The sequence below is a fragment of the Pseudomonas sp. AC169 genome (genome assembly GCF_979258515.1).
Genome location: NZ_OZ409866.1, coordinates 490,419 through 510,010, shown reverse-complemented (window position 1 = coordinate 510,010; position 19,592 = coordinate 490,419). Strand labels below are relative to the sequence as shown.

The window sequence follows — 19,592 nt, the reverse complement described above, 5'->3', positions numbered from 1 at the left end:
GGACTGCCCATGAGCATTCTCATCGAACGGCTTAAGTCGTTGGCCTGGACTCGGGCATTCAGTAGCAAGGCGCTGGCCAAGGCTCGCGCTTATGCCGCCGAGGACCGGGTAGAGATCATCGAGATCAATGACAAAAAGATCGAGGCGTTCTGCGTCGGTTCGGAAAGTCAGGCGTATGAACAAAGCATTTACCTGTCCGAAGATCGGCAGGGTTCCGTCAACTTGCGTTGCCTGTGCAGCTGTCCTGTCGTAATCGACTGCAAGCACTGCGCTGCGGTGCTCTATCACCTGCAGGGCAGTGTTGATGATGCGTCTGAAAGTGACGCACAGACCCAGTTGGGTCGGGCGCTGGAACATTGGCTTTCGACCATCCCCGTGCCGGCCAAACCCGCTGAAGAAGGCGCGCAAACCGCAGGCACGCGCCTGTTTTACAAGCTCAAGCCAACGCCTGTGAGCGGCAAGTGGCTGCTCGATATTTTCAAGGTTTCCCAGCTCAAGAGCGGCGAGTTGCGCGAAGTCAAACCGATGTACTCGCTGGCGGAAATGCTCATGCGTCAGCCCGGCTACCTCACCGAGCTGGATCTGCGCGTCGCCAGGCTGCTGGTTGCCATGCACTCCCATCACGCCTATTACAGCGGCTATCCGCTGGAAGGCAGCAGCGGCGCCGAACTGCTGGAAATGCTCTTGCGCACCTCGCGGCTGTTCCTTGATTTCGAGGATCTGCGACCGCTGGTGTCGGGGGCGAAACGCATCGGCCAGTTCGCGTGGGCCGAGCAGGCCGACGGCGGCTTCCGCGCGCAGTGGAGCAGTGCCGAGGCGGCGAAGGAAACCGTGTTGGCGCTGGAGCCGCTTTACTACCTGGACCGTGAGCAGCGGCAGATTGGCCCTCTGTTCAATGAACTGGAAGAAAAACTTGCCAGCCATTTGACTCTGGCGCCGGACATTCCGGCGCGTCAGGCCATGCAGTTCAGCCATCGCATGAGCGCGGCAACGAGAATCCCGCCGCCACACCAACTGACCGAACGGATCATCGACGACGTACTTCCACAGCCACAACTGACCCTCGTCAGCGGTCGGGAGCGCTCGCGCTGGGAATACATTCTCGAGCACCGTGCCGCCCTGGTGTTTACCTACTACGGCCAGCCGACGGTGGATCGCAACCCGGAAGTGATGATCCTCAACGGCACCGAAACCCAGCGCATTCAACGCCAGCCCGCGGTGGAAAAGAAACTGCGCCAGATCCTGCAAAAGCACGGTTTCAAGAAAGCCACGCGCAAGAGTTCGCTGGATCGTCCTGGTGAGATGTTCACGTTGCCGGATGATTCCGCCTGGCTCGGGTTTATGCACGAAGGGCTTGCCACGCTGCGCGCCTCGAACTGGGAGGTGGAGATCAGTCCCGGCTTTCATTTCAATGTGCAGCCAGTCGAGCATTGGTACGCCGAGGTCGAAGAAGAGGCAGGGCATCAGTGGTTCGATTTGCAATTGGGGATTGTCGTCAATGGCCAGCGCTACAGTTTGCTGCCGATCCTGCTGCACTTGTTGCGCACCCAGCCGCGCTTGCTTGACCCGGTCAATCTGGCACAACGCAGCGATGAGGAAAAACTCCTGATCGAACTCAAGCCCAGTGGTTTTGGCGACTCTTCGGGCGACAAGGTCGCGCTGCCGCTGAGCCGGGTCAAACCGCTGATGACCGCGCTCGGTGAGTTGTACCTGGGCGGTCATCAGGGCGATGCTCTGCGCTTGAGTGTCCCGGACGCCGCGCGCTTGAGTATGCTCGATGGCCTTCCGCTGGATTGGCAGGGTGGCGAGCGGCTGCGCACTTTTGCCAAGCGCCTGCAGAGTTCCAGTCACACCCACGTCGCTGCGCCGGCCGGCCTTAACGCGCAACTGCGCCCGTATCAGCTCGAAGGCCTGAACTGGATGCAAACCCTGCGCGAGCTTGAGGTCGGCGGCATTCTGGGCGATGACATGGGGCTGGGCAAAACCCTGCAAACCCTGGCGCATCTGCTCACGGAAAAACACGCCGGTCGTCTCGATTGCCCGGCTCTGGCGGTGATGCCGACCAGCCTGATTCCCAACTGGCTCGACGAGGCCGAGCGTTTCACCCCGCAGTTGAAAGTATTGGCGTTGCACGGCACGGGGCGGCAAAAGGATTTCGCTAGTCTGGCTGAGTACGATCTGGTGCTGACCACTTACGCGTTGCTGCCAAGGGATTTGGAGACATTGCAGCCGCAGTTGTGGAGCGTGCTGATTCTCGACGAAGCGCAGAACATCAAGAACCCGCTCAGCAAAGCTGCGCAAGCGGCCCGTGATCTGCAGGCCCGTCAGCGCTTGTGCCTGAGCGGCACGCCATTGGAAAACCACTTGGGCGAGCTTTGGTCGCAGTTTCATTTCCTCATGCCCGGTTGGCTTGGCGACAGCAAGTCCTTCAATCGCGATTACCGCACGCCAATCGAAAAGCACGGCAATGTTCAGCGCATGCAGCACCTGACAGCGCGCATCAAGCCGTTTTTGTTGCGACGTAAAAAGGATCAGGTCGCCACCGAGTTGCCGCCGAAAACCGAGATTGTCCATTGGGTCGATCTCAGCGACGGCCAGCGCGATGTCTATGAGACGGTTCGCGTGGCGATGGACAAAAAAGTGCGCGACGAAATTGCCCGCAGTGGCGTGGCGCGCAGTCAGATCATCATTCTTGATGCCTTGCTCAAGCTGCGGCAGGTCTGTTGCGATTTGCGCCTGATCAAGATGCCAATGACAGCGAAGGCACTGCGTTCCGGCAGTGGCAAGTTGGTCAGTTTGATGGAGATGCTTGAAGAGCTGCTCGGCGAAGGCCGAAGGATTCTGTTGTTCTCGCAGTTCACCTCAATGCTCGCCTTGATCGAGGAAGAACTGCAGCAACGTGACATTGCCTATTCGCTGCTGACTGGTGACACCACGGATCGGCGTACGCCGGTGAAGAATTTTCAGGGCGGCAAGGTGCCGTTGTTTCTGATCAGTCTTAAAGCCGGGGGCACCGGTTTGAACCTGACCGCGGCGGACACAGTGATCCACTTCGACCCTTGGTGGAACCCGGCGGTGGAAAATCAGGCAACCGATCGGGCGTATCGAATCGGGCAAAACAACCCGGTGTTCGTTTACAAGCTGATTGCCCGTGGCACGGTGGAGGAAAAAATACAGGCGTTGCAGCAAGAGAAAGCTGCGTTGGCCGGGGCGGTGCTTGAAGGCGGGACTACAGGAGGCTGGAAGCTGGAGCAGAGCGACATTGAGGCATTGTTTGCGCCGTTGCCTGTATCCAAGGGTTGAGCCTGGGGTTAACCGTTAGACCGAGGTGAGCCATTCGCGAGCAGGCTCGCTCCCACATTAGATTTGTGGGATTCACAAGATCCCTGTGAACACTGGATTGGTGAATGCCACAGATCCAGTGTGGGAGCGAGCCTGCTCGCGAAAGCTGTTTAACCAGCACTGCAGATTTCAGCGCTTTTCGAGCTTATCCGGCAAAGGCGCAAACAACGCTTCAATATCATCACTCTGCAACTTCCAGTCCCCGGCCTTGCGCCCATCCAGCACGCCCGCCGCCAAGTCGGATTTTTCCTTTTGCAGGTGCTGAATCTTCTCTTCCACCGTGCCCCGGGCAATCATCTTGTAAACGAAGACCGGTTTTTCCTGGCCGATTCGATACGCGCGGTCGGTCGCCTGATTCTCGGTCGCCGGGTTCCACCACGGGTCGTAGTGAATCACCGTATCCGCTTCCGTCAGGTTCAGACCCACACCGCCAGCCTTCAGGCTAATGAGAAAGATCTGACGCTTGCCGCTCTGGAATTCCTTCACCGGCGTGCGCCGATCACGGGTCTGGCCAGTCAGCAGCGCGTAGGACACGTTACGTTTTTTCAGCTCTTCCTCAATCAACGACAACATCGAAGTGAATTGCGAGAACAGCAGAATCCGTCGTCCTTCCTCGAACAATTCCTCAAGCATTTCCATCAGGCTGTCGAGCTTGCCCGAAGTGCTGCCGCGAGCGGGCGGGGTGACGTCGTTGACCAGACGCAAATCGCAACAAACCTGACGCAGCTTGAGCAGCGCCTCAAGAATGATGATCTGACTGCGCGCCACGCCTTTGCGGGTGATCTCGTCGCGGACTTTCTTGTCCATCGCCAGGCGCATGGTTTCGTACACATCGCGCTGCGCTTCGTTAAGATCGACCCAGTGGATGATCTCGGTTTTCGGCGGCAGCTCGGTGGCCACCTGTTCTTTGGTGCGGCGCAGCAGAAACGGTTTTATCCGACCGTTGAGGTGCTGAAGTCTGACTTCACTGCCGCGCTTTTCAATCGGCACGCGGTAATCGGCGTTGAAGCTTTTCACGTCGCCGAGCCAGCCCGGTAGCAGGAAGTGGAACAGTGACCATAGCTCGCCCAAGTGGTTTTCCAGCGGCGTACCGCTGAGGCACAGGCGCTGGCGGGCATTCAGTTCGCGTGCTGCTTGAGCGGCTTTGCTGTTGGGATTCTTGATGTACTGCGCCTCATCCAGCACCAGCACATGCAGCGGTTGCTTGGCCAGACGTTCGACGTCTTTGGGCAGCAGTGCATAGGTGGTGAGGATCAGGTCGTAATCCGCCAGATTGTCGAAATGCTTTTTGCGCGTGGCGCCGTACAGCGCGACCACTTTCAGTTGCGGGGTGAAGTGCGCCGCCTCATCCAGCCAGTTCGGAATCAGGCTGGTCGGCATCACCACCATGCACGGCCGATCGAGGCGTCCGGCGTTTTTCTCGCTGAGAATATGCGCCAGGGTCTGTAGGGTTTTACCCAGGCCCATGTCGTCCGCAAGAATCCCGCCGACTTCCAGTTGCCGCAGCGACTGCATCCAGCTCAAGCCTTCGAGCTGGTACGGACGCAGTGTCGCGTTCAAGCCTTGTGGCGCTTCAGCGCTGAAATCACGGATGTCGCGCAGGCGCTGAGCGAACGTGCGGATCTGCTCGCCGCCCTCCCACAGCAGCGGAATGCCTTCCAGCGAGTTGAGGCGTGTGGCATCGGCCTTGCTCAGGCGCAGGGTGGTTTCGCCCGGCTCCTGCAAATAGAACTCGCCGAGCGTCATCAATACCGGCTTCAACCGGCCCAACGGCAAAGCCACCTGCAGTGGCCCATGCTCGCTGGTGCGTTGCGGAATATTGACCAGAATCAGTTCGTCGTCGCGGCGTCGCGCGAGGCGTTCCGGGTTGAGGATTTCCGTATGCGAGCGCATCAGATTGAGCAGGATCGGCAACAGGCTCAGGCGCTCGCCGTTGACGATGATCCCCAGTTCCAGATCAAACCAGTCGCGCTCCGGCACCTGTTCGACGGTGGCGTACCAGTCATCCACGGCGGTCAGATCGAAGCCGAATTCCTCATCGATCTGCAATTCCCAGCCTTGAGTGCGCAGCTTCGGCAAGTCGTTGAGGGTGAAGGTCAACCAGGCGCTGTCGTTGACCATCTCGTACAGCTCGCCCGCGCTTTCCGGCAACGCTTTGCTTTGCCGCGTGGCGATACGAAAGCCGAGGATTCTTAACTGTTCGCGGTAGGACTGTTCGACTTCCGGGTGGCGTTTTATCCGCAGCGTCTGGGTTTCCTGGCGGATCAGGATGTCGCTGTTCTTCTGCCCGCTGACGTATTCGTCGAGATAGCTGAACGACAACGCCGCGCGATGCTGAATGTAGCGCTGCATCTTGCCGTTGCGCGGTTCGAAAGCGCTGAACTCGACACTGGCCAGCCACAGGCGTGGTAATGGCTGCACGTTGTCGACCAACACTTGCGGCGGCGCTTTCGGGCTGCGGTTTTCCAGCACCGCTTGCAGCTTTTCCAAAAGTTCGGCGTCTTTGGCGGCGGCGGGGTAATCGAGGGTTTCCTGGATTTTCAGCAGTACCGCAGCGCAGTGTTTGCAGTTGCTGCGAACCGGGCAGGTGCAACCGGCATCGACCAACAACAAAGTGCCTTTGGCTGACTCGCGCAGATGAATCGTCTGACGGTAAACGTTACCGCCAGAGCCTTCGCAACTGGCGGTGATCGTCGCATCACCGACCTGGGCGATGCGTACCCGGTTTTCCAGAGCGTAGCGGCGGCCACGCTCCAGGCTCTGTTCCTTGAATCGGCTGACCCAGGAGGGCGCCAACGGTTTACTCAGCGGCGGGTTCATAAGGACTTCGATCAGTCCGGAATCGCTTCAGGCGCTTCCCGTGGCGCAGGCGCGGTCAGGGACGTGATCTTGATCAGCAGGGCTAGATGGCCGTTGTCCAGGTAGTTGAGTTGGCCGTTCTTGGTGTGGCTGTCCTGTTTCAGGCGCTCGCTCGCGGTGACCAAGCCATTGGCGTCGATCTGATTGACCCAGAAGTCGGCAGTGACGTCGGTGAAACGCCCGAGTTTCATCTCCAGCGTGCCTTCGATCGGGAACTGGCCGAACTGCTCCTGGCCGTCGCTGACCGCAACTTTCGCCGGTGCTTCGCCGAGGGTTTGCTGCCAGGCCTTGTGCATCAGCACGCTGTAATCGCCGCTGGCGGTGAGTTTAGTCACCACGTCATTCAGCGCAGGTGTGCGTTTGCTGTCATCGCCCAGGCGCTGAGCGCCAGCGGCCCAGTCTTCCGGCGCGGCACGGCTGACGATCGCCGGTACGGCGTTCTGCCGGACCAGAATCATTTCGACCTGATACAGGTCATCGGCGAAAACCGAGGGTGCTGCCAAGGTCAGCAGCAAAGTCAGCGAACGAAACAGGCGCATTGGGCGTCCTTCAAACAGATTTCGGGAGGAGGCGCTCAAACAGCGCCTCTACAGTATTAAAGCGCTCTTCCGGGCGTTCCATCGGCACCTGGAACTTGAACATCGTCGCGCCTTCGAATTTGTAGCGTTTGGGCTGGCTCTGAATCAGCTTGATCAGCGTCATCGGGTCGACCGGCGTCTGCGCTTCAAACTCGATGCGTCCACCTTGCGGGCCACCATCGACTTTCTTGATGCCCAATTGCTCAGCCTGCAATTTCAACGCCGTGATGCGCACCAGATTCTTCGTCGGTTCCGGCAACAAGCCGAAACGGTCGATCATCTCGACTTGCAGATCCTTCAGGCCTTCCTCATCGGTCGCCGAAGCAATGCGCTTGTACAGAATCAGGCGAGCGTGAACATCCGGCAGATAATCTTCCGGAATCAGCGCCGGCACCCGCAGATTGACTTCCGGGCCACCGCCCAGCGGCTGATCGAGGTTCGGTTGCTCGCCCTTGCGGATCGACTTCACCGCGCGCTCGAGCATTTCCATGTACAGCGTGAAGCCCACGGCCTGGATCTGCCCGCTCTGGCCATCGCCGAGCAGTTCGCCGGCGCCACGGATTTCCAGGTCATTGGTCGCCAGCACGAAGCCGGCGCCGAGATCCTGAGTATTGGCAATCGCCTCCAGACGCTTTTCCGCGTCCGAAGTGATTTGCTGGCGCGGCGGCGTCAGCAAGTAGGCATACGCCTGGTGGTGACTACGGCCGACACGGCCACGCAACTGGTGCAGTTGCGCCAGACCGAATTTGTCGGCGCGCTCGATGATGATGGTGTTGGCGCTCGGCACGTCGATGCCGGTCTCGATGATGGTCGAGGCGATCAGCACGTTGAAGCGCTTGTGATAAAAGTCGCTCATCACTTGTTCGAGTTCGCGCTCGCGCATCTGCCCGTGACCGATGCCGATACGTGCTTCCGGCACCAGTTCGGCGAGGTCGGCGGCGCATTTCTCGATGGTTTTCACATCGTTGTGCAAGTAATAAACCTGACCGCCGCGCAGCAGTTCGCGGAGCAGGGCCTCTTTGACCGTGCTCTTGTTCTGCTCCATGACGAAGGTGCGCACCGACAGGCGTCGCGCCGGTGGCGTGGCGATGATCGACAAGTCGCGCATGCCCGACACCGCCATGTTCAGCGTGCGCGGAATCGGCGTAGCGGTCAGGGTGAGAATGTCGACTTCGCTGCGCAGGGCCTTGAGCTGTTCTTTCTGGCGGACACCGAAGCGGTGTTCTTCGTCGATGATCACCAGCCCGAGGTTTTTGATCTTCACATCATCGGACAGCAATTTGTGCGTGCCGATGACGATGTCGATCTTGCCTTCCGCCAAGTCGGCGATCGCCGCGTTGACTTCCTTGGCCGACTTGAAGCGGCTCATCACTTCCACAGTCACCGGCCAGTCGGCAAAGCGGTCGCGGAAGCTGTTGTAGTGCTGTTGGGCGAGGAGGGTGGTCGGCACCAGGATCGCCACTTGACGGCCACCGTGTACGGCGATGAACGCCGCGCGCATGGCCACTTCGGTCTTGCCGAAACCGACGTCGCCGCAGACCAGGCGATCCATCGGTTTCGGCGCGAGCATGTCTTCGCGCACGGCTTCGATGGTCGATTGCTGGTCCGGGGTTTCTTCGAACGGAAAGCCTGCACTGAACGTCGCGTAATCGGCTTTCGGGTCGGCGAACGCATAGCCTTCGCGGGCGGCACGACGGGCGTAGATGTCGAGCAATTCAGCGGCAACATCGCGCACCTGTTCGGCGGCTTTGCGTTTGGCTTTCTGCCAAACCTCGGAGCCGAGGCGGTGCAGCGGGGCCAGCGAATCGTCGCTACCGGTGTAGCGCGCGATCAGATGCAGGTTGGCCACTGGCACGTAGAGCTTGGCGTTCTCGGCGTATTCCAAGGTGAGGAATTCCGCTGCCTGATTGTCGATTTCCAGAATCGTCAGACCCAGATAGCGGCCGACACCGTGATCGATGTGCACCACCGGCGCGCCTTCGCGCAGCTCGGTGAGGTTCTTGATCACCGCGTCATTGCTGACGTCGCTGCGTTTTTCGCGACGACGGCGTTGCATCACGCGCTGACCGAACAGCGGACTTTCCGCTACCAGTGCCAGCGCCGGTTCGTCGAGCATCAAGCCCTCGTCGAGCGGGGCAATGGTGATCGCCAAGCGATCCTTGCTCGCGACAAAGTCCGGCCAGCTGTCGACGGTCTTTGGTCGCAGCTTCAGACGCTCCAGCAACTCCAGCAGGACTTCACGACGACCGGCGGATTCGGCGGTGAACAACACGCGACCGGGGAATTCATCGAGGAAACCGGCCAGCGCTGCCAGCGGTTGCGTGGCTTTGGCTTCGATCGCCAGATTCGGCAGTGCCTGCGCGGGGAAGCGCTCGCGGCCGACGCCGGTTTCCACGTCTTGCTGGCTGGCGACCACGCGTGGCCAGCTCTTCAAGCGGGCGAAGCAGTCTTCCACCGGCAGGAACAATTCTGCGGGCGGCAATAAAGGACGCGAAGGATCGACGCGGCGCTCTTCATAACGATTGCGCACATCGTTCCAGAAATTTTCCGCCGCTTGCTCGATGCCCGGCAGCGAGAATACTTGCGTGTCTTGCGGCAGATAATCGAACAGAGTCGAGGTTTCGTCGAAGAATAGCGGCAGGTAGTACTCGATACCGGCCGGGGTAATCCCGCTGCTCAGATCCTGAAAGATCGGGCAGCGCCGGAAGTCGACGTCAAAGCGCTCACGGAAGCGCGCCTTGAAGCGGGTGACGGCGTCTTTCTGCAGCGGAAATTCGCGGGCCGGCAGCAGCTTGACCGAATCGACCTTGTCGATGGAACGCTGGTTTTCCGGATCGAAGGTGCGCAGGGTTTCGATTTCGTCATCGAACAGGTCGATGCGGTAGGGCAGTTTGCTGCCCATCGGGAACAGGTCGATCAGTGCGCCGCGTACGGTGAATTCGCCGTGTTCGTAAACCGTATCGACGTAGCGATAGCCACTGGCTTCGAGCCGCGATCGCATCTGCTCAACGTCGAGCTTCTGCCCGACATCCAGCACCAGGCTGCTGCCGAGCAAAAACTTGGTCGGCGCCAGGCGATGCAACGCTGTGGTGATCGGCACTACCAGCACACCGTGTTCCAGTTCCGGCAGCCTGTATAGGCTGGCGATGCGCTGGGAAATGATGTCCTGATGTGGCGAGAACAGGTCGTAGGGCAGGGTTTCCCAGTCGGGGAAATGCAGTACGGGCAAATCCGGGGCGAAGAAACTCAGCTCCTGTTCCAGTCGTTCAGCGCTCTGGCTGTCGGCGGTCAGTAGCAGGGTGAAGCGCTTGGCAGCGCTGGCAGCCTCGGCAATCGCCAGGCTGAGGGCAGCACCGGGCAAATTGCCCCAATGCTGTTTACCTGCTTCGGCAGGGAGTAGCGGTAGACGCAGAACGGGCACGGAAGGTTGAGCTCCAGGCTTTGCGACAAAGTCGGTAATTGTAGCGGCGTCCGGTGCCGCCTGTCAGTTGCAGACTACGTCTATCTTCGCTGTTTGGACGAAATGTAGTGGTAACCATAAAAACCGGCCGTTTTTTTGTGGTTATGTAGTGCCGAAAGTGGGTGGTGTTACGGAGGGTTACAGACATCGTCTAACAGTCGTCGAAAAATTGACTGCGCTGAAAGCCCCGGTTTTACTGGGCTTGAGAGGGGCGTAATTTTTTTGAACGGAATTTTGTTACCGATTTCGCGACAAGCGCGCATTGCTACAGGAGGTTGTCGGCGGCATAATGTAGCCCCTTTTTTCTGCCCCTACATGTGGAAGGTTACCGTGACTCAGAAGCCCGACCAGTGTCTTGGTGAATGGATCGACCGTGAAGCACTCGCAGAAGCGATGATTCCGCTTATCGGTCAGCTCTACCGCAATAACAACGTGGTGAGCTCGATCTATGGCCGCAGCCTGATCAACCAGTCTGTCATCGCGATTCTCAAAGCTCACCGCTTTGCGCGCCACCGTTCTTCCGACGACAGCGAACTCTCCGTCCACGAAACATTCCCACTGCTCAAAGCCATGAGCGAGCTCAAGCTCGGCGCGGCTTCGGTAGATCTGGGCAAGTTGGCGTTCAAATTCCGCAACGAAGGCAATGGCCGCAGCGCCGAGCAATTCGTTCGTGAAGAAATGGCTGATGTGGTTGGCCAGCAAAACGCTTCCGCACGTAAAGGCACCGACGTTGTGCTGTACGGCTTCGGTCGTATCGGCCGTCTGCTGGCGCGCATCCTGATCGAGAAAACCGGTGGTGGCGACGGCCTGCGTCTGCGTGCCATCGTTGTGCGCAAAGGCGCCGAAAATGACCTGACCAAACGCGCCAGCCTGCTGCGTCGCGATTCGGTCCATGGTTCGTTCAACGGCACCATTACCATCGACGAAGAAAACAACACCATCACCGCCAACGGTAACCTGATCCAGGTGATCTACGCGAAGAACCCGACTGAAGTGGATTACACCCAGTACGGCATCAAAGACGCGCTGCTGGTGGACAACACCGGTGTATGGCGTGACGCTGATGGCCTGGGCCAGCACTTGCAGTGCCCGGGTATCGATCGCGTTGTTCTGACCGCGCCTGGCAAAGGCAAGCTGAAGAACATCGTTCACGGCATCAACCACGGTGAAATCACCGCTGATGACAAGATCGTCTCCGCCGCTTCCTGCACCACCAACGCCATCGTGCCGGTGCTGAAAGCTGTGAATGACAAGTTCGGCATCATCAACGGTCACGTCGAAACCGTTCACTCGTACACCAACGACCAGAACCTGATCGACAACTTCCACAAAGGCGATCGCCGTGGTCGTAGCGCCGCGCTGAACATGGTGATCACCGAGACCGGTGCTGCCACCGCTGCTGCCAAGGCCCTGCCTGAGCTGGCCGGCAAACTGACCGGTAACGCGATCCGTGTTCCGACGCCAAACGTGTCGATGGCCATTCTCAACCTTAACCTTGAGAAAGCTGCCACCCGTGAAGAGATGAACGAGTACCTGCGCTACATGGCGCTGCACTCCGATCTGCACAAGCAAATCGACTTCGTCAATTCGCAGGAAGTGGTTTCGACCGACTTCGTTGGCTCGCGCCACGCCGGTGTGGTCGACGCTGAAGCGACCATCGTTCAGGACAACCGCGTTGTTCTTTACGTCTGGTACGACAACGAGTTCGGTTACAGCTGCCAGGTTATCCGCGTGATGGAAGACATGGCTGATGTGAATCCGCCAGCGTTCCCACGCTAAGCGATAGCTGCACATGAAAACGCCCCGACTTTGGTCGGGGCGTTTTTGTTTGTGTGCCTTTTAGAACTGTTGTGTCAGTGCTGGCCCCTTCGCGAGCAGGGGATCTCCTGAGCGACACAGATCCAGTGTGGTAGCGAGCCTGCTCGCGAAAGCGTCCTGTCAGACACCGCCGGGTACGGCCGCTTGCGCGGTACGCAGTTCGTGCTTGTTGCCATGGAACAACACCAGCGTCGCAATCAATCCCAGCACCGCTGCACCACTGAGCCAGATCCCCGGCGCAGCCTTGTTATCCAGCACATGAATCAGATACGTACACGCCGCCGGGGTAAACCCGCCGAAGGTTGCCGTCGCCAGACTGTAGGCCAGCGAGAAGCCAGTCGTACGCACTTCCACCGGCATGATCTCGGTCAGCGCCACCACCATCGCGCCGTTGTACGAACCGTAGAGGAACGACAGCCACAACTCGACGATCAGCAAATGGCTGAAACTCGGATTCGCCACCAGCCACGACAGGGCAGGGTAAGCGGTGAGAATCGCCAGAATCGTCGCCGCGAGCAGTAAGGGTTTGCGTCCAATCTTGTCAGATACCGCGCCCATCACCGGTAACCAGAAGAAGTTCGACAGACCGATGCACACCGTCACCAGCAACGCATCGAAGTCCGACAGGTGCAACTCAGCCTTGCCGAAGGTCGGGGTGTACGCGGTGATCAGGTAGAAAGAAACAGTGGTCATCACCACCAGCGCCATGCCAGCGATGACGATGCCAAAGTTCTGACCGATCGAGCGGACAATTTCCCGCAAGGTAGGGCGATGTTTGCGTGCCTGGAATTCGGGGGTTTCCTCAAGCGAACGACGAATGACGAAGATCACCGGCACAATCATGCAGCCGATCAGGAACGGCACGCGCCAGCCCCAATCGCCCATTTGCTCCGGGCTTAGCCAGTGATTCAGGCCGACGCCGAGCAGGCCGGCGAAGACGACGGCTGCTTGCTGGCTCGCAGACTGCCAACTGACGAAGAAGCCTTTGCGGCCTGGTGTGGCGATCTCTGCCAGATACACCGATACGCCGCCCAATTCCACACCGGCCGAAAAGCCTTGCAGCAAACGGCCAAACAGTACGAGCAGCGGTGCGGCGACGCCGAGGGTCGCGTAACCCGGAACGCAGGCAATCAGCACCGTGCCGGCAGCCATCAAGGCCAGGGTAATGATCAGTCCCTGGCGGCGGCCGTGCCGGTCGATGTACGCGCCGAGGAAGATCGCCCCCAACGGACGCATCAGGAAGCCAGCACCAAAGGTCGCCAGCGCCAGCATCAGAGATGCAAAGGCGCTGTCAGTCGGGAAGAAGGTCTTGGCGATGGCCGTGGCGTAGAAGCCGTAGACCATGAAATCGAACATTTCGAGAAAATTGCCGCTGACAACGCGAAAAATCGCTTTGCCGTTGCCGGTCGTGGAGGACATTTCTGAGTACTCACTTTAAATCTTGTAAGAAAGCGTTTCGCTCGTGTCCCATAATGGCCGTCGCGGTTTTGCAGGGAGATGAATAATTGTTCACTGGACGATGGCGTGGGGTCGTGATGCTGGCTGGCCTTTTGGCCGGCTGCGGCAATGGCGATTCGATGGAGAGTTTCGGTGGCCCCACCATGGGCAGCACGTATTCGATCAAGTACGTGCGTCATGCAGGTGATCCCGACTCGTCGCTAGTTCGCAGCGAAGTGGAAGGGATCCTCGCCGAACTCGATCGGCAACTGTCCACCTATCGCAGTGATTCGGACATCGAGCGCTTCAATGCCTTGCTCGCGCACAGCTGTCAGAAAATGCCCGCATCGGTGCTCGAGTTGGTCCGCGTTGGCGAGCAACTGTCAGCACAAAGCGAAGGCTCCTACGACCTGACCGTCGAGCCACTGATGAATCTCTGGGGCTTTGGCCCGCAAGGTCGTGAAGAGAAAGTCCCTGACGCTAAAACGCTGGCCGATGTGCTGCAGCGCGTTGGCCATCAGCATCTGCACATCAATGGCGATCAGTTGTGTAAAGACGCTGCCGTCGAAGTCGACTTCAACAGCATCGCCGCCGGTTATGCCGTCGACACCATCGCGGCGAGGCTCGACGCGCTGGGTATTCACGATTACCTCGCTGAAGCCACGGGGGAATTAAAGGCTAAAGGCAAAAAACTCGACGGCGCGCCCTGGCGCATCGCTTTGGAAGAGCCCCGTTACGATCAGCAAGTCGCCGAACGCATCATCAATGTCGACGGCTACGGCGTCTCCACCTCTGGCGACTACCGCAACTATTTCCTGCAGGACGGCCGGCGCTATTCCCACACCTTTGATGCCCGCACGGGTGCACCGGTCCTACACGACCTGGCGTCAGTCACGGTGATTCATCCTTCAGCGCTGATGGCCGATGGACTATCGACGCTGTTGCTTATTCTCGGCCCCGAAAGGGCGTGGGACTATGCGGAAAAACATGACATTGGTGCATTCTTTGTGATTCGTGCCGATACAGGTTTTGTCATTCGCACCAGTCAGGCTTTCGAGCGCCTCAGCGGCAAAAAAAACTGACTGAGAACAATACGAAAGCTGGCGTTGTAGTGCAGGCAAAAGTAGCCTACGACGCGACCAAGGGTTAATGTGCGCGGCGTTGACGCTTCTATAGACTGTGTCCGGGTTCTTGATTGACCCCCAATTGTTCCTTCGCGCCGCCGTTCGGCGTGATTTAGCCGCCGGTGCTGCTGGCATCGCGGCCTGTTCTGAGGAGTACGCATGGCTGTCTACAACTACGACGTGGTGGTGCTGGGTTCCGGCCCGGCGGGAGAAGGCGCGGCAATGAACGCCGCCAAAGCAGGGCGCAAGGTCGCGATGGTCGACAGCCGTCGCCAGGTCGGCGGCAACTGCACCCACCTCGGCACCATCCCGTCCAAGGCACTGCGTCACTCGGTGCGGCAGATCATGCAGTTCAACACCAACCCGATGTTCCGGGCGATCGGCGAGCCACGCTGGTTCTCCTTCCCGGACGTGTTGAAAAGCGCCGAGAAAGTCATTTCCAAACAAGTCGCATCGCGTACCGGCTACTACGCCCGTAACCGCGTCGACGTGTTCTTTGGTACCGGCAGCTTCGCTGACGAGCAAACCATCGAAGTGGTCTGCGCCAACGGCGTGGTCGAGAAACTGGTGGCCAAGCACATCATCATCGCCACCGGTTCGCGCCCGTATCGTCCGGCTGACATCGATTTCCACCACCCGCGTATCTACGATAGCGACACCATCCTCAGCCTCGGCCACACCCCGCGCAAACTGATCGTTTACGGCGCCGGCGTGATCGGTTGCGAATACGCGTCGATCTTCAGCGGTCTGGGTGTGCTGGTCGAGTTGGTCGATAACCGTGGTCAGTTGTTGAGCTTCCTCGACTCGGAAATTTCCCAGGCGTTGAGCTACCACTTCAGCAACAACAACATCACCGTGCGTCACAACGAAGATTACGATCGCGTCGAAGGCGTTGATAACGGCGTGATCCTGCACCTGAAGTCCGGCAAGAAGATCAAGGCCGACGCCTTGCTCTGGTGCAACGGCCGTACCGGCAACACGGACACGCTGGGTCTGGAAAACATCGGCGTCAAGGTCAACAGCCGTGGCCAGATCGAAGTCGACGAGGCCTACCGCACCTGCGTGCCGAACATCTACGGCGCCGGTGACGTGATCGGCTGGCCGAGCCTGGCCAGTGCCGCCCACGACCAGGGTCGTTCGGCCGCTGGCAGCATCGTTGATAACGGTAGCTGGCGCTTTGTGAATGACGTGCCGACCGGCATCTACACCATTCCGGAGATCAGCTCGATCGGCAAGAACGAGCAGGAACTGACCCAGGCCAAAGTGCCGTACGAAGTCGGCAAGGCGTTCTTCAAGAGCATGGCGCGTGCGCAGATCGCCGGCGAGCCGCAAGGCATGCTGAAGATCCTCTTCCACCGTGAAACCCTGGAAGTATTGGGCGTTCACTGCTTCGGTTATCAGGCGTCGGAGATCGTTCACATCGGTCAGGCGATCATGAACCAGCCGGGCGAACTGAATACCCTGAAGTACTTCGTCAACACGACGTTCAACTACCCGACCATGGCCGAAGCCTATCGGGTAGCGGCGTACGACGGCCTCAACCGGCTTTTTTGACGGGCTCCGGCCGGTGGCCTGAGCCGGCCGGGGAGACCGATTTCAGCAATTCTCGAGGGTGGCAGTGGCCAAACCGGGAAAGTCTGTAATCAGGCTGTCAACGCCGAAGTCGGCGAGTCTGCGCATCAGCGCAGGCTCGTTGACGGTCCACACCGACACGTGCAGCCCCTGACGCTGCGCCTTCTGCAGGCGTTCCGGCGTACACAGCGTCCAGTTCAGCGCAAGAATCTCACAGCCATAGCTTGCCGCGACCTTCAATGGGTCGAGCCAGGCGTACTCGGCAACCAGTCCCCGCGACACGTCCGGCACCAGATCCAGCGCCGCTTTCAGCACTTCCCGCGAACTCGAGGTGATCGTCACCTTGTCGAGCAAACCATGGCGCTGAGCCATTTCGCGAATCGCCAGCACGGTGGTTGCGGCGCGAGTACGCGAAGCGCTTTTTACCTCAAGCTGCCAGTGCTCGAAATCACATTTCTCGAACAATTCTTCCAGCGTCGGAATCGGGCACGGCTTGATCCAGCCTGGACCACCCTTGCGCGCGTCGTAGGTCACCAGTTCGGCGGCGGTGTGTTCGACGACTTTGCCGCGGCGTTCCGTGGTGCGCTTGAGGGTCGGGTCGTGGATGACCATCAACTCACCGTCCTTGGACAGGTGCAGATCGAGTTCGCAGCGGCGCACGCCGTGCTTGAGACATTCCTGAAAACTGCTCAGGGTGTTTTCCGGTGCTTCGCCCTTGGCGCCGCGGTGGCCGTAGATGAGGGTCACGGTTCTTCCTTAAATTAAATGCCTGATTCGTTCTGTTCGCGGGCCAGACGTCGTTCCTGGGCCTGCTTCTGCAAGATATAGCGGGCGAGCAACTGGCGCTGGGCATCGGTCAAGTGTTCGAACTCGGTGCCGACGTCATAACCTTCGCCCTTGCGGTCGCAATGGGTGACGCGGGCGCGCAACAACAGGCCCAGCGCTTGCGGCATCAGCACCAGTTTCACCGACAGGTGTGCACCGGTGGCAATCGGCGTCGGGTACTGAAAGTCGATCCCGCCCTCGGAGATGATCACCGGTTGCGGCTCGCCAATCTGGCCGAGCACGGTCAGGGCGACCACCTGGCTGAGCAGGTCGATGCGTTTGTTCTGGGATTTCAGGAATGCGGCGATGGCCCGATCGCGCTCGCTGATCTGGCGCAACAGGTGCTGCGACTCGAATTCGCTCAGGTGCAGTTCGCTGAGCAGGTTGAAGAGTGGGGAAGCATCCTGCAACACTTCCTGGCCTGCGGCTTCGGGAGCGGACAGGGGCCGAATTTCCAGTGCGATCGTGTCCTCGATACGGTAGTATTCGCGGCGATCTTCTTCATCTAATGTCGACATGGCGAACCCATGGTAGCGGCGGTGGTCTGAGTGTAAAGCTGGTTATCGACCCCCGCCACAAGGACGTTCCTTTTCCCTCCGAACAAGCCCCGACATGTTCAGACCTCTCTTCGTATTTATCGGCACGCGTTATACCCGTGCAAAGCGTCGCAATCATTTTGTGTCATTCATTTCCCTGACTTCGATGATCGGGCTCGCCCTTGGCGTGGTCGTGATGATCGTCGTGCTGTCGGTGATGAATGGCTTCGATCATGAGATGCGCACCCGCGTGCTGGGCATGGTGCCCCACGCGACCATCGAATCCACTGAGCCGATCAACGATTGGCAAAGCCTGGCGACCCAGGTCAAGCAGAACCCGCAGGTGACGGCGGTTGCGCCGTTTACGCAGATGCAGGGCCTGCTGACCAATAACGGTCAGGTGTCCAAGGTGTTGCTCAACGCCATCGACCCTGCGCTCGAGCGCAATGTGTCGATCATCGACAACTTCATGAAGCAGGGCAAACTCGACGATTTGACGCCGGGCAGCTTTGGCATCGTCATCGGCGACAAGGCCGCGACCAAGCTCGGCGTGGGCATCGGTGACAAAGTCACCTTCGTCGCACCAGAGGTCAGCGTGACCCCCGCCGGGATGTTCCCGCGCATGAAGCGCTTCACCGTGGTCGGCATTTTCCATGTCGGCGCCGGTGAACTCGATGGTTATCTGGGCGTCACCAACCTGCAGGATCTGGCGAAGATGCACCGCTGGAAGCCTGATCAGGTGCAGGGCATTCGCCTGAAGTTCGACGACCTGTTCCAGGCGCCGCGCGTGGCATGGAACATCGCCCAGCAACTTGGCGAAGACCATTACTACGCCCGCGACTGGACCCGTACCCACGGCAATCTGTATCAGGCGATCCGCATGGAAAAAGCCATGATCGGCTTGCTGTTGTTGCTGATCGTCGCCGTCGCAGCGTTCAACATCATCTCCACGCTGGTGATGGTGGTGAACGACAAGAAGGGCGACATCGCCATTCTGCGTACGTTGGGCGCGACGCCGGGCACGATCATGCGCACGTTCATGGTGCAAGGCACGGTGATCGGTGTGGTTGGCACAGCGATTGGCGCGGTGGTCGGCATTTTCGCGGCGCTTAATGTCAGCGCAGCGATCTCGGCACTGGAAGGCCTGATCGGCCACAAATTCCTTAATGCTGACGTGTATTTCATTGATTATCTTCCGTCGCAGGTGCAGAGCCAGGACGTGGTCATGGTCTGCGCGGCGGCGTTGGTTCTGAGTTTCCTCGCCACCCTGTATCCCGCCTGGCGTGCCGCGCGCACCCAGCCGGCGGAGGCGCTACGTTATGAGTGAGTCGGGCATGAGTGAACAAGCAATCCTGAGCTGCCGCAACTTGGGCAAATCCTATGAAGAAGGCCCGGAATCGGTAGAAGTACTGGCCGGCCTGCAACTGGAGTTGCACCCGGGCGAGCGTGTGGCAATTGTCGGCACCTCGGGTTCGGGCAAAAGTACTTTGCTCAACCTGCTCGGTGGTCTGGACACGCCAACCAAGGGCAGCGTCTGGCTCGACGGTGAAGAACTGTCGGCGCTGAGCGAGAAGAAGCGTGGCCTGCTGCGTAACCGTGCGCTCGGTTTCGTTTACCAGTTCCACCACTTGCTGCCGGAATTCACTGCGCTGGAAAACGTCTGCATGCCGCTGTTGATCGGTAAGACGCCGATCCCGGAAGCGCGTCAGCGTGCGACCGCTTTGCTGGAACGGGTCGGCCTCGGCCATCGTCTGGAGCACAAACCGTCGGAACTGTCCGGTGGTGAGCGTCAACGTGTGGCCATCGCCCGTGCGCTGGTGAACAAGCCTGGCTTGGTCATGCTCGACGAGCCAACCGGCAACCTCGACTCGCACACCGCGCAAGGCATTCAGGATTTGATGCTGGAACTCAGCACCTCGATGCGCACGGCGTTTCTGGTGGTGACCCACGACATGAACCTGGCCCGCCAGATGGATCGCGTACTGCACCTGCAAGAAGGTTGCCTCACGCCTATCTGATTGGCTGAAACCCGGCGCCTGCA

General features: G+C 59.4%; 12 protein-coding genes. 6 read left to right on the top strand and 6 right to left on the bottom strand.

Annotation, left to right across the window (positions count from 1 at the left end; translation table 11 throughout):
- Positions 1 to 9 precede the first annotated feature (9 nt).
- A complete protein-coding gene (locus ACZZ0G_RS02220; protein WP_463555150.1) occupies positions 10 to 3,303 on the top strand; it encodes a DEAD/DEAH box helicase in 3,294 nt (1,097 codons plus the stop codon).
- A 168-nt stretch (positions 3,304 to 3,471) separates the two neighbouring features.
- On the opposite strand, the gene ACZZ0G_RS02215 is transcribed toward ACZZ0G_RS02220, so the two are convergent.
- The 3 genes from ACZZ0G_RS02215 to mfd are packed head-to-tail and all read right to left on the bottom strand — an operon-like array spanning position 3,472 to position 10,200.
- On the bottom strand, positions 3,472 to 6,162 hold the full coding sequence (locus tag ACZZ0G_RS02215; protein ID WP_463555149.1) for a DEAD/DEAH box helicase: 2,691 nt from the start codon (positions 6,160 to 6,162) through the stop codon (positions 3,472 to 3,474).
- Between the two features lie 11 nt (positions 6,163 to 6,173).
- On the bottom strand, positions 6,174 to 6,740 hold the full coding sequence (locus ACZZ0G_RS02210) for a CsiV family protein (RefSeq protein ID WP_463555148.1): 567 nt from the start codon (positions 6,738 to 6,740) through the stop codon (positions 6,174 to 6,176).
- 10 nt (positions 6,741 to 6,750) lie between these two features.
- The gene (gene mfd / locus ACZZ0G_RS02205) at positions 6,751 to 10,200 is read right to left on the bottom strand and encodes a transcription-repair coupling factor (protein ID WP_463555147.1); all 3,450 of its coding nucleotides are present in this window, start codon (positions 10,198 to 10,200) and stop codon (positions 6,751 to 6,753) included.
- Between the two features lie 354 nt (positions 10,201 to 10,554).
- On the opposite strand from mfd, the gene ACZZ0G_RS02200 reads away from it, so the two are divergent.
- Positions 10,555 to 12,018 carry a glyceraldehyde-3-phosphate dehydrogenase gene (locus tag ACZZ0G_RS02200; protein WP_016986741.1) on the top strand — a complete coding sequence of 488 codons (1,464 nt, stop codon included), beginning with the start codon at positions 10,555 to 10,557 and terminating at the stop codon, positions 12,016 to 12,018.
- Positions 12,019 to 12,177: 159 nt separating this feature from the next.
- Here ACZZ0G_RS02200 and tcuC read toward each other — a convergent pair whose 3' ends face one another.
- Positions 12,178 to 13,476, bottom strand: a complete 1,299-nt coding sequence (tcuC, locus tag ACZZ0G_RS02195; RefSeq protein ID WP_463555146.1) for a tricarballylate/proton symporter TcuC — start codon at positions 13,474 to 13,476, stop codon at positions 12,178 to 12,180.
- Between the two features lie 116 nt (positions 13,477 to 13,592).
- Between tcuC and ACZZ0G_RS02190 the strand changes: the two genes are divergently transcribed.
- Positions 13,593 to 14,576 carry an FAD:protein FMN transferase gene (locus ACZZ0G_RS02190; RefSeq protein ID WP_463555145.1) on the top strand — a complete coding sequence of 328 codons (984 nt, stop codon included), beginning with the start codon at positions 13,593 to 13,595 and terminating at the stop codon, positions 14,574 to 14,576.
- A 201-nt stretch (positions 14,577 to 14,777) separates the two neighbouring features.
- Positions 14,778 to 16,172, top strand: a complete 1,395-nt coding sequence (gene sthA, locus ACZZ0G_RS02185) for a Si-specific NAD(P)(+) transhydrogenase (RefSeq protein ID WP_158955726.1) — start codon at positions 14,778 to 14,780, stop codon at positions 16,170 to 16,172.
- A 42-nt stretch (positions 16,173 to 16,214) separates the two neighbouring features.
- Here the strand turns inward: sthA and ACZZ0G_RS02180 are convergent, their stop codons facing one another.
- The gene (locus ACZZ0G_RS02180; RefSeq protein ID WP_007910500.1) at positions 16,215 to 16,937 is read right to left on the bottom strand and encodes a glycerophosphodiester phosphodiesterase; all 723 of its coding nucleotides are present in this window, start codon (positions 16,935 to 16,937) and stop codon (positions 16,215 to 16,217) included.
- 14 nt (positions 16,938 to 16,951) lie between these two features.
- Entirely contained in the window at positions 16,952 to 17,533 is a 582-nt protein-coding gene (locus ACZZ0G_RS02175) for a PilZ domain-containing protein (protein WP_150651522.1), read from the bottom strand.
- Positions 17,534 to 17,627: 94 nt separating this feature from the next.
- On the opposite strand from ACZZ0G_RS02175, the gene ACZZ0G_RS02170 reads away from it, so the two are divergent.
- Positions 17,628 to 18,878 carry a lipoprotein-releasing ABC transporter permease subunit gene (locus ACZZ0G_RS02170; protein WP_034156426.1) on the top strand — a complete coding sequence of 417 codons (1,251 nt, stop codon included), beginning with the start codon at positions 17,628 to 17,630 and terminating at the stop codon, positions 18,876 to 18,878.
- Positions 18,871 to 19,569, top strand: coding sequence for a lipoprotein-releasing ABC transporter ATP-binding protein LolD (lolD, locus tag ACZZ0G_RS02165; protein WP_095121059.1), 699 nt, complete (start codon positions 18,871 to 18,873; stop codon positions 19,567 to 19,569). Before ACZZ0G_RS02170 ends, lolD begins: the two co-directional genes overlap by 8 nt.
- Positions 19,570 to 19,592: the final 23 nt, after the last annotated feature.